At 32.8% G+C, this 11,539-nt stretch carries 8 protein-coding genes and 1 tRNA gene; all 9 read left to right on the top strand.

What is annotated here, in order from left to right; translation table 11 throughout:
* The 9 genes from NK356_RS23545 to NK356_RS23505 all read left to right on the top strand — a co-directional run bounded on the left by NK356_RS23545 (position 1) and on the right by NK356_RS23505 (position 11,488).
* Positions 1–74 (top strand) — tRNA-Asp (locus NK356_RS23545).
* Between the two features lie 228 nt (positions 75–302).
* Complete coding sequence (locus tag NK356_RS23540; RefSeq protein ID WP_051934185.1) at positions 303–2,204, top strand: nucleoside-diphosphate sugar epimerase/dehydratase; 1,902 nt, start codon at positions 303–305, stop codon at positions 2,202–2,204.
* 344 nt (positions 2,205–2,548) lie between these two features.
* A complete protein-coding gene (locus NK356_RS23535; RefSeq protein ID WP_253318196.1) occupies positions 2,549–3,259 on the top strand; it encodes a polysaccharide biosynthesis/export family protein in 711 nt (236 codons plus the stop codon).
* A gap of 3 nt (positions 3,260–3,262) precedes the next feature.
* A complete protein-coding gene (locus NK356_RS23530; protein WP_253318195.1) occupies positions 3,263–5,605 on the top strand; it encodes a polysaccharide biosynthesis tyrosine autokinase in 2,343 nt (780 codons plus the stop codon).
* Between the two features lie 52 nt (positions 5,606–5,657).
* Entirely contained in the window at positions 5,658–6,953 is a 1,296-nt protein-coding gene (locus NK356_RS23525; RefSeq protein ID WP_034692076.1) for a nucleotide sugar dehydrogenase, read from the top strand.
* 12 nt (positions 6,954–6,965) lie between these two features.
* Positions 6,966–8,132: a nucleotide sugar dehydrogenase gene (locus NK356_RS23520; protein ID WP_034692077.1), complete on the top strand. Its 1,167-nt coding sequence runs from the start codon at positions 6,966–6,968 to the stop codon at positions 8,130–8,132.
* Between the two features lie 11 nt (positions 8,133–8,143).
* Positions 8,144–9,664 carry an oligosaccharide flippase family protein gene (locus NK356_RS23515; protein ID WP_034692078.1) on the top strand — a complete coding sequence of 507 codons (1,521 nt, stop codon included), beginning with the start codon at positions 8,144–8,146 and terminating at the stop codon, positions 9,662–9,664.
* Between the two features lie 2 nt (positions 9,665–9,666).
* Positions 9,667–10,731, top strand: a complete 1,065-nt coding sequence (locus tag NK356_RS23510) for a polysaccharide pyruvyl transferase family protein (RefSeq protein ID WP_034692079.1) — start codon at positions 9,667–9,669, stop codon at positions 10,729–10,731.
* Positions 10,724–11,488: a glycosyltransferase gene (locus NK356_RS23505; protein ID WP_253318194.1), complete on the top strand. Its 765-nt coding sequence runs from the start codon at positions 10,724–10,726 to the stop codon at positions 11,486–11,488. The genes NK356_RS23510 and NK356_RS23505 overlap by 8 nt, the downstream gene beginning before the upstream one ends.
* Positions 11,489–11,539 lie beyond the last annotated feature (51 nt).

Genomic DNA, 11,539 nt, shown 5'->3' with positions numbered 1-11,539 from the left:
GATCCGGTAGTTCAGCTGGTTAGAATGCCGCCCTGTCACGGCGGAGGTCGCGGGTTCGAGTCCCGTCCGGATCGCAACTACGAATCAAAGTAGTCAAAATACTGTAAAATTTACATTTTACAGTATTTTTTTTTGGAGTATGCGTATGATTTAATGTTAAAATATCTTGGCACTAGCGATTTATATTTTGAATAAAAATTAACGTATGCTATTAAATATTAATAATAATTATTATCTTCGCTCGATAATAAAAACCACCAATTGTTGAAATAATGAAAAAGATACTTTAGGTTTATTTGTGTATGGGGAATGTTTTTAAAATCAGGGAGTTAAGGTATATACCCAGGTGGTCGGTTTTTCTCATTGATGTTTCAGTCATTTTTTTTTCAATTTTAGTTTCATATTTTCTTCTGAATAGTCTGGAGGTAAAACTCAACTTTATTAAGTATCAAAAGGAAAAAATATTTTCAGTGGTGCTTATTAATATTCTGTGTATAGTTCTGTTCAAAACGTATGCAGGAATTATCAGACACTCTACTTTTTTTGATTTTTTTAAAATTGTATGGTCTTCAGGCAGTGCTCTTATTGTCTTGCTGGGACTGAATTTTATATCAGAACTGATATTGGGCAACCCTGTATTTTTATACCCTGTTCTTTTTTTATTTTTCTTTATCTCCATTTTTTTGATGTTCTTTTTCAGAATGGCAATCAAAGAGCTTTTCGGTGTCTTAATAGATTCTAAGGATACTCCATCCAAAGCTAGAATTGCTATTGTAGGGGTAGAGGATACTTCCGTGTCATTAGCAAAGGCTATTATTCACAATCCCGATCATCCCTATCAGCTGGCAGGATTTCTCAGTGCAAGATCGGATTCTAAAAAAGCAAGGTTGCTAGGCCATAAAATTTATAATAAAAAACAATTCCTTAAGAGCAATACTCTGAAAGAACAATTTGATGCGGTTTTAATCAAAGATGTGATGACAAAGCGAGAGATAGAAGAATGGACTAGCTTTGCATTGGATAAAGGATTGAAAGTATTAAAAGTACCCGTAACCAATATCATAAAAGAGGAAGATAGGGTGAGAAGTATCCGTCCTCTTCAGATTGAAGATTTACTGAACCGTCCGACAATTAAAATAGAAAACAATGAGGTAAAATGTTTTCATGTTAATAAAAATATTCTGGTAACCGGAGGAGCCGGATCTATAGGAAGTGAGATTGTAAGGCAGGTTGCTCAGTTAAATTCATCATTGATTGTTGTGGTAGATCAGGCTGAGTCTCCTTTATATGAGTTGCAGCTCGAATTATTAGAAAAGTTTCCAAACCAAAGGTTCAAATTTATACTGGCTGATATTTCAAACTATTCCAGAATGGAAAAATTGTTTGATAATTATCAGTTTTCAATAGTTTATCATGCGGCAGCCTACAAGCACGTACCCTTAATAGAAGATAATCCGCATGAAGCTATTTTTGTCAACATTGGAGGAACTAAAAATGTAGCACTCTTATCGAAAAAATATAATGTAAATCGTTTTGTGATGGTGTCTACAGATAAAGCAGTAAATCCCACCAACGTAATGGGAGCATCTAAAAGAGCTGCTGAACTTTTTGTACAGTCTCTACAAAATTCTTCGGAGAATACAACAAAATTTATAACAACCCGTTTTGGAAATGTATTAGGTTCCAATGGTTCAGTAATACCCCATTTCAAAAAACAAATTGAAAAAGGAGGCCCGGTAACGATTACTCATCCCGATATCATTCGTTATTTTATGACGATTCCTGAAGCTTGCGAATTGGTACTTCAGGCGGGAACAATGGGGCAGGGAGGAGAGATTTATGTTTTTGATATGGGTAAACCGGTTAAAATTCTGGATTTAGCGGAAAGAATGATCAAACTATCAGGATATACTCCGGGTATCGATATTAAAATTGATTTTATTGGGTTAAGACCTGGCGAAAAACTGTATGAAGAACTTTTAACAGATAATTCTACGACTATTCCTACCCATCATGAGAAAATTATGATATCCAGAGATCCATTGATGAAGTTTGAAGATATAGATATTTTGTGCACACAAATCATTCTTTCAGCAATGAATAAAGATAGTTTACAGATTGTGAGAATATTAAAAATAATTGTGCCGGAATTTAAAAGCAATAATTCTGAATTTGAAATTCTTGACAAGATATCTGAACATTAAGCATATGAATGAAATTAAAGAATAAAATACATAAAAAACTAATATAAAATAATAATTTTGCTATTTTAATTCCAAACGGAATGAAAATTGCTAGAGAAAGAATTAATTTAAATATAAAGATTAAAATACCTCTCACCTACATAATTTCATTGTAAATATAGAATACTTATGTGGTTATTTTCCTTACGATTAGGTATCTTAAATTAAATTTAGTTCAGATAGATTTTAAATAATAGCACAAGTAGACTTAGAATAAACAACATATGAATAAAAAAATTATTACATATATAACATTGTTATCGGTTATTTTGTTATCATGCAGACCGAAGCAGAATATGGTATATATGTCGAAACATAATATGGAAGAGGAAGTTGCGAAAGCAAAATTTCAGGGCTTGCATATTCAGGAAGGAGATGTACTTCTGATTCTTGTATCTGCACTCGATGAAATTGCTGTAAAGCCTTTTAACCTTAATACTGCAAACAAAGTAGGGAGCGACGGTAGTAGAGGAATTAACCAATACGTAGAACCAAGTCAATACCTTGTAAATGAAGAAGGCTATATCTCTTTTCCGGTTTTAGGAAATGTATATACTAAAGGAATGACACAGGTACAGCTAAAACAGGAACTTGAATCACGTCTTAAGAGATATCTAACAGATCCATTGGTGACTATTACACTTAAAAACTTCAATGTAAGTATTTTAGGAGAGGTAAAACAACCTGGGCAGAAAGAAAGTCTCTCTCAGAAAATCAATATTTTTCAAGCACTTGGACTTGCAGGTGATATGACGGATTTCGGAGACCGAACCAATGTAAAACTTATCCGCACGGGAGAAGATGGTGCTGACCAGGTGGTTAATGTTGACCTTACAAGATCTGATATTGTGAGTTCACCGTACTATTATATGAAACAAAACGACATATTATATGTACAGCCGGATAAAAATAAGCAGGTTCAGGCTAACTCAAATCCGAACAGAGCTCTTACATTCCAGATTATTGGTGCTTTACTTACAGCAGGTACACTTATTATTGCTTTAACTCGAAAATAAAATATGCAGCAGATAGAATTTCAGGAAAGTGAAGAATCTTTGAATTTAAGAAAGATCATTGGAAAATATTTAGTAAAATGGCCTTGGTTTATAGCATCTGTCTTATTATTTGTTATTATCGCCTTTATATATCTAAGATATGCTGTACCTCAATATGAATCGACTACTACTTTAAAATTTGATAAAAAACAGTCTGATTTAACAGGAGCATTAATTGATCTTGATAACTTGGGACTTGGTTTAGGAAATGCAGATGAACTTAAAAGTGAAGTGGCTGTGGTAAGCTCCAGACCAATCCTTATGAAAGTTGTTGAAAACCTAAATCTTAATATACAATATTATAATTCGGGTGAGATAAGGGATTCAGAATTATTTATCAAAGTACCAATTGTTGCAAAAATTATTTCTTATAAGAATACCAAAAAATTTGTTTCTTCCCAATATATGGTAAAAGAAGTGAACGGAAACGAATTTGTTTTGGAAGATAAGGAAAACAAAAAAGTAAAGGGAACTTTCGATAAAAATCTAGTTCTTGATTTTGGAACTGTAGTTCTTCAAAAAGTTCCGGGTCTGACCTTTAAAGATAAATATAAAATTGTCTTCTGGAATCCTATAGAGAAGGTGAAATCTTTGGAAAAAAAGATCCAGGTTGATCTTCCGGATCAAAAGGCTATGCTTATGGACATTAAGATTGTAGGAACTGTTCCTGAAAAATCAGAGGCTATTCTTAATGAGGTAACCAAACAGTATAATCTGGATGGGCTAAGAGATAAAAACTTACAAGCTCAAAATACTCAGGAGTTTATCGACAAACGATTAGAGGTTATTTCAAGGGATCTTTCCGGAGTGGAGAATCAGAAAGAAGATTTCCAGAACCGTAACCGAATCGTAGACTTACAGGCGCAGGCTCAGTTGGCGCTTCAGAATACCAACGATAACACTAAACAATTTCTTCTACAGCAAACCCAGCTGGATCTTCTTAACTCCCTTCAGAATGAAGCTTCAAAAGGAGATAATCAGCTTATGCCTTCTAATTTAGGACTTAATCCTTCTTTGGAACAGGCCATTTTACAGTATAATAATCTTGTTATCACTAGAAATAAAACTTTGAAGCAGGCAACGAATGAGAACCCTGCAGTGATAGAAATGAATAAAGAAATTTCTTCACTAAAAGAAATTGTAAGAGATAACATCCGTCAGCAAAAAGCAACCGTTCAGGCATCTATCGCACAGATAAACAGCCAGATTTCTGCCAGCACAGGTATGATTGAAAAGGTTCCCGGACAGTCAAAAATCTACAGAGGTATCGAACGTCAGCAGAATCTTAAAGAACAGCTTTTCCTTTTCCTTTTACAGAAAAGAGAAGAAAATGCAATTAATCTTTCGGTAAATGTTCCGAAAGCTAAAATTGTAAACCCTGCTTATACTGATGATATTCCGGTTTCGCCTAAGAAAAATATTATTCTTTTGGCAGCGGCTTTATTAGGATTAATGTTACCGTTGGGAGTATTCTATCTTTTCTTTATGTGGGATGATAAAATCTACAGCCGTACAGATATTACGGAAAATTCGCCACTTGGTGTATTAGCAGATATACCATCGTTGAAGGATAATCAGAACCATTTGGTACAGAGAAATGATTTCTCCGAATTGGCGGAATCGTTTAGAATACTGGTTTCCAACCTGAAATTTCTACTTCCTAAGAAAGATTCGGCGAAAGTCATACTGGTAACTTCTTCAGTGAAAGGGGAAGGTAAAACACTGGTTTCAGTGAATCTTGCTCTGACATTGGGAAGTAAAAACGGAAGATCATTACTAATTGGTTCGGATGTTAGAAATCCACAGATACAGAGATATGATGATGAGCGTGTTAAGAATGCTGGTCTTACGGAATATTTATATGATGAAACGACAGATGTAGAAGATCTTATACATACTTCGGATACCAATCCTGAATGTGATGTAATTTATGCGGGATCTATTCCTCCAAACCCTCAGGAGCTTCTTTCCAACGGTCGTTATCAGAAGCTTATCAGTGAAATGTCGTCCCGTTACGAATATATTGTGATCGATTCTGCTCCACTGATGCTTGTTTCAGATACATTGAGTATTTCTGATACAGCTGACGCTTCTTTATACGTTGTGAGATCGGGAGTATCAAGAAAAATATTAATAGATTTTGCAAATAAACTGGTTAGAGAATCAAAAATATCAAACGTCTCTTTTGTAATCAATGATGTTTCTAAAAATGTTGGTGGTTATGGTTATGGATACAACTATGGTTACGGTTACGGATATACCACTGATAAGGAGAAAAAATGGTGGCAAAAGCTTTTCAATAAATAATCAATTTATCTTCAAAATATACATTAAATAAAGTAAGAACATCACATAAAATATGAATATACAGAATAAAATTGGGGTAATCGGATTGGGTTATGTAGGATTACCTCTGGCCCGTTTGTTTGCAACAAAATACTCGGTAGTTGGTTTTGATATCAATCAGGCCAGAATTGCAGAACTTAATAGCGGAAAAGATTCTACTTTGGAGGTAGAAGATGACGTATTGCTACCGGTTTTAGTAAAAGAGAATCCCTTTTCAAGTTCATCAAAAGGATTGTTTTGCTCATCTAAGCTAGAAGATATTAAAGATGCTAACATCTATATTGTAACTGTTCCTACACCGGTAGATAAACATAACCGCCCTGATCTGACGCCTTTATACAAAGCGTCTGAAACAGTGGGAAAAGTATTGAAAAAAGGGGATATAGTTATTTATGAATCTACTGTTTATCCCGGCGTTACAGAAGAAGAGTGCATCCCTGTGCTGGAAAAAGTTTCGGGATTGAAATTTAACGAAGATTTTTTTGCAGGATATTCTCCTGAAAGAATCAACCCGGGAGATAAAGAACGTACTGTAGAGAAGATTTTAAAAGTAACTTCAGGTTCTACACCAGAAATTGGTAAAATTGTAGACGAATTATATAAATCTGTAATTGCAGCAGGTACACACTTGGCACCAACCATCAAAGTAGCTGAAGCATCAAAAGTGATCGAAAACTCACAGCGTGATATCAATATTGCTTTTGTGAATGAGCTTGCAAAGATATTTAACCTCTTGAATATCGATACACATGCCGTTTTGGAAGCTGCAGGAACGAAATGGAATTTCCTGAAATTCAAACCCGGATTAGTAGGAGGGCACTGCATCGGGGTAGATCCTTTCTATCTCGCCCAAAAAGCGCAGGATGTAGGATATTATTCTGAGCTTATCCTTACAGCAAGAAGATTGAATGATTCTATGGGGCAATTTGTAGCTTCCGAGGTCGTAAAAACGATGATTAAGAAAAGAATCAACATTCCGGATGCCAAAGTGCTGAATCTTGGGATCACCTTTAAGGAAAACTGTCCGGATGTAAGAAATACGAAAGCAGCAGATGTTATCAAAGCACTGGAAGACTATTCTATCGAAGTTACAACTTACGATCCGTGGGCAAACCCGGAAGAAGTAATGCACGAATATGGTATAAGATCTACAAGTTCTCTGGAAGATATGAATGAAAAATTTGATGCAGTTGTTCTCACTGTTTCTCATAATGAGTTCCTGAATATTGATCTTTCTCATTATCTGAAGGAAGGAGGAATTGTATATGATGTTAAAGGAATTTTAGAGAAATACGATAATCGTTTATAAAAAAAGTAGAAAATGAAAATAGCAGTAGTAGGAACAGGATATGTAGGTTTGTCTAATGCCGTCTTATTGGCCCAGCATAATGAAGTCGTAGCGCTAGATATTGTTCAGGAAAGAGTAGAATTGCTTAATTCTAAAAAATCTCCTATTGAAGATGATGAAATCAGCACATTTCTTAGTACTAAACCACTTAATTTCAAAGCCACTTTAGATAAAAAGGAAGCTTACGATAAAGCTGAATACATTATTGTTGCCACCCCCACAGATTATGACCCTACTACTAACTATTTCGACACAAGCAGTGTTGAAAATGTAATAAAGGAAATTGCAGAGTATAATTCTGATGCTGTAATCATTATTAAATCTACGGTTCCTGTAGGTTATACCGTAGACTTAAAAAGCAGAATGCATTTAGATAACGTGGTGTTTTCTCCTGAATTTTTGAGAGAAGGTAAAGCTTTGTATGATAATTTATATCCTTCCAGAATTATTGTCGGGGAGCAAAGCGAGCGAGCAAGGATTTTTGCAGAATTACTGAAAGAAGGAGCGGTTAAAAAGGATATTCCTGTTTTGTTTACTAATCCTACCGAAGCAGAAGCCATTAAATTGTTTTCAAATACCTACTTGGCATTGCGAGTTGCCTATTTTAATGAATTAGACAGCTATGCGCAAATCCACGAACTGGATACCCGCCAGATTGTAGAAGGTGTTGGTCTGGACCCAAGAATTGGTTCACATTATAATAATCCTTCTTTTGGATATGGAGGATACTGCTTACCTAAGGATACCAAACAGCTTTTGGCAAATTATGACGCTGTTCCCAATAATATTATTCAGGCAATTGTAGATGCCAACAGAACCCGTAAGGATTTTATAGCAGATTCTGTACTAGCCAAAAAACCAAAAAAAGTAGGAGTTTACCGTCTTATCATGAAAGCAGGCTCCGACAATTTCAGAGCATCTGCCATACAGGGAGTAATGAAAAGGATTAAAGCTAAAGGAGTGGAAGTGGAAGTGTTTGAACCTGCCCTTAATGAGGAGTTTTTTTTCAGTTCCAAAGTGGTAAAAGATTTAGAGCTTTTCAAAAAAGAATGCGATGTCATTATTTCTAATCGTAATGCGTTAGAACTTGCTGATGTACAGGAAAAAGTGTATACAAGGGATCTATTTGGTAATGATTAAAAGTAAATAAATTGTCAAGTACAAAAAAGATCGCAAAAAATACAATATTACTCTACATAAGGATGATAATCAATATGGCTATCTCCTTATATACTTCAAGGATTATTTTACAGAAGTTAGGCGTAGAGGATTTTGGGATATATAATTTAGTAGCTGGAGTAGTTGTATTATTTTCTTTTTTAAATAATGCCATGACAAGCGCTACTCAACGATTCTTAAATATTGAACTGGCTTCAAATATTAAAGAAAAAGTTAATAGAGTTTTTTGTATGAGTCTCAATATTCATATAATTATCTCAATTATTGTATTGATTTTGTCTGAGACTATTGGATTGTGGTTTTTAAATTACAAATTAAATATACCTGCTAACCGGCTTAACGCTGCAAATTTTGTATTTCAGTTTTCTATTATTACAACAATCATCAATATCATTAGAATACCCTTCAATGCTACCATATTGGCGAATGAAAGAATGTCATTCTATGCCTATTTGGGTATAGGGGAGACTGTGCTAAAACTTGCTATTGTATTTTTATTATCGCTTTTTGTTGAATATGATCAGCTCATAGTTTATTCATTTTTGTTATTACTGGTCAACCTTATAGTGAATATAATTTATAAAATTTATTGCTATAAGAACTTTAAGGAAGAAACTGCTTACCATTATTTTTCTGACAAAAAACTGTTCAGAGAATTATTATCATTTTCTGGTTGGAGTTTATTCGGGCAAGTGGCCGTTTTAAGTTCAACACAGGGATTGAATATGATTATGAATATATTCATAGGTGTTACTGTAAATGCAGCCTTAGGTATTGCGAATCAGGTAAACAGTGTATTATACAGTTTTGTTTCAAATATGCAGGTAGCATTTAATCCACAAATTACGCAAAGTTATGCTTCGAATGATATAGAAACACATAAAAATTTAGTATTAAATACTTCGAAATATTCAGTATTTCTATTTTTAATTTTATCAGTACCGATTTTACTGCATACAGAATTTATCTTAAAACTATGGCTTGGTGTTAATTTACCTCAATATCTTGTAAGCTTCACTCAAATAGTTATAATAGGCTCTATTATTAATGCTATAGTGGGACCATTCTGGATGTCTGCAAATGCCATTGGAAATATCAGAAATTATCAACTAGGTGTTTCATTGATATTATTATTAAATCTACCTCTGGCATATATATTTTTAAAATTAGGTTTTTCTCCGGTATATATTATGAGTTTAAACGTTATTTTGAATTTATGCACATTCGTATTTCGTTTTCTGTATGTTAATCATAAATTGAAATATGATTTGCAAGATGTATTGCTTTATTTAAAACAGACCTTCTTGGTTATTTTCTCTTGTTTTGTTCTGATATGGCTCATCAAAAAAGTGGAGTTTAACAGCTACTTTTTTGCAATATCTTCAACTATTGGTGCTGAGATTATTTTGTTTGTATTAATTATTCTTATTGGTATTAAACGGGAAGAGTATTTACAGTTTAAGAAAAAAATCATTAAAAAAATAAAGAAATAAATATGGATTTATTTAAGAGAATAAAAAATAAAACAAATTCAATTATTAATAATATAAATAATAATGCCAGAGTAGATAGAATAGCTAATGAAATTAATAATTGCAAGACAAAGCGATTATTTTTGTTTCAAACTCCTACCCATACTAATATTGGAGATCATGCTATTGCTGAAGGACAGTTGAAATTTTTTAAAGAAAATTTACCCGGGCATCATGTGTTTGAGATCAATCAATCTCAAATGAAGTATTTTATTGAAAAGTACAGAAATACGATTAATCCTGATGATTTGATATTCATTCATGGTGGTGGTAATTTTGGGAATGAATATATGAGGGAAGAAAATTTAAGAAGAATGGTAATTCAAAACTTTCCTGAGAATAAAACGATATTGTTTCCACAAACTATCTATTACTCTAATGATCAGATTGGTGAGTCTGAATTAAAAATTACACAGGATATTTTTGAAAAGCATTCAAATTTGATTTTGACAGCAAGAGAGGAAAAATCATTTGAATTAATGAAAAATTATTTTCCAAAAAATAAGGTAATTCTGACCCCCGATATTGTTCTATACACTGAATATAGTTTTGAAAATGAAAGAGAGTATGCATTAGAAGTAATCAGAAATGATCAGGAATCAATACTAACCGCAAACGATAAAGATAAAATTACCCAAATTTTAGAAGGAAAATTTGACAAAATAATTAAATCTGATATGCATTGTGATAAAATAACAGATTTAGATATAGAGTCAGTGAGAAAAAAAGTATTGACTAATAAGTTATTACAATTTTCTAAGGCAAAAATAGTGATCACTGATAGATTACACGGAATGGTTCTTTGCATCATTACAGGAACACCGTGCGTCGTTTTTTCAAATTATAATCAAAAAGTTATAGGAACTTACAATTGGATCAAGTACTTAACATATATAAAGTTTGTTAAAAATGTAGATGAAGCAAGCAAAGCGATAGATGAGTTATTGAGTAATGATAACTATGAAAAATATAATCCTCAGGAGATAAGGAAGTTTTACTTACCATTAATAGAGAATGTAAATGAATGATGTTTTTTTATCCATTATTGTCCCAATATATAATGTTGAAAATTATATAGAAAAGTGTATTGCCAGTATAGTCCAAAATGCTTCTGCTAATTTTGAATTGATTTTAGTAATTGACGGCTCTCCAGATAATAGTATCAGTATTTGTAATAAATATAAAAATGCAGATAAAAGAATTGTCGTCCTGGAAAAAGAAAACGGAGGGCTTTCTGATGCCAGAAATGCGGGATATAAAATAGCGAAAGGGGAATATATTTGGTTTGTGGATGGAGATGATTATATTGAAAGTGAAAGTATCGACGTCTTTTTAAAAAAAATTAATACAGAAACTGATATTTTATTATTTAATTATCAGGAAATTTATGAAAATAAAATTGTCAAATTTGAAAAATTTGAAAATGAAGAAAAGATCAGTGGTCACGATTTGCTGTTAAAATACAATAACTATGGTATTCAGGCGTGGACACAGATCTATTCAAAAAAATTCTTAGATAAACATAAGATCATATTTGAAAAAGGAGCAATATATGAGGATGTATTATTTAATACACAAGTATATAGTAAAAATCCTGTTCTGCAGGTTATTGACAACATCTTTGTAAATTATGTACAGAGAGGAGAGTCAATTATGAAGAAAAAACAGACTATAAAAAATATAGAATCAGTATTAAAAATTTTAGAATTATATAACAAGAAAGATATAATAGATTTTTTTCCGAAAAAGTTCATAATAAATGGTAGTATCTCACTAACTGTGTAAGTTAAAAAGTTATTCTGGAAAATTTTGAGCCCTTATAGCTCAAAAAATTTT

The organism is Chryseobacterium sp. S0630 (genome assembly GCF_024158915.1).
In the GTDB taxonomy this organism is placed as follows: domain Bacteria; phylum Bacteroidota; class Bacteroidia; order Flavobacteriales; family Weeksellaceae; genus Chryseobacterium.
Note: the sequence above shows the minus strand (reverse complement) of the source record. Positions and strands in the feature narration are given on the sequence as shown.

Coding starts and splice junctions, on each gene's coding strand:
- NK356_RS23505 (WP_253318194.1), top strand. CDS start 10,724: ATGAATGATGTTTTTTTATCCATTATTGTCCCAATATATAATGTTGAA.
- NK356_RS23535 (WP_253318196.1), top strand. CDS start 2,549: ATGTCGAAACATAATATGGAAGAGGAAGTTGCGAAAGCAAAATTTCAG.
- NK356_RS23540 (WP_051934185.1), top strand. CDS start 303: ATGGGGAATGTTTTTAAAATCAGGGAGTTAAGGTATATACCCAGGTGG.
- NK356_RS23530 (WP_253318195.1), top strand. CDS start 3,263: ATGCAGCAGATAGAATTTCAGGAAAGTGAAGAATCTTTGAATTTAAGA.
- NK356_RS23525 (WP_034692076.1), top strand. CDS start 5,658: ATGAATATACAGAATAAAATTGGGGTAATCGGATTGGGTTATGTAGGA.
- NK356_RS23510 (WP_034692079.1), top strand. CDS start 9,667: ATGGATTTATTTAAGAGAATAAAAAATAAAACAAATTCAATTATTAAT.
- NK356_RS23520 (WP_034692077.1), top strand. CDS start 6,966: ATGAAAATAGCAGTAGTAGGAACAGGATATGTAGGTTTGTCTAATGCC.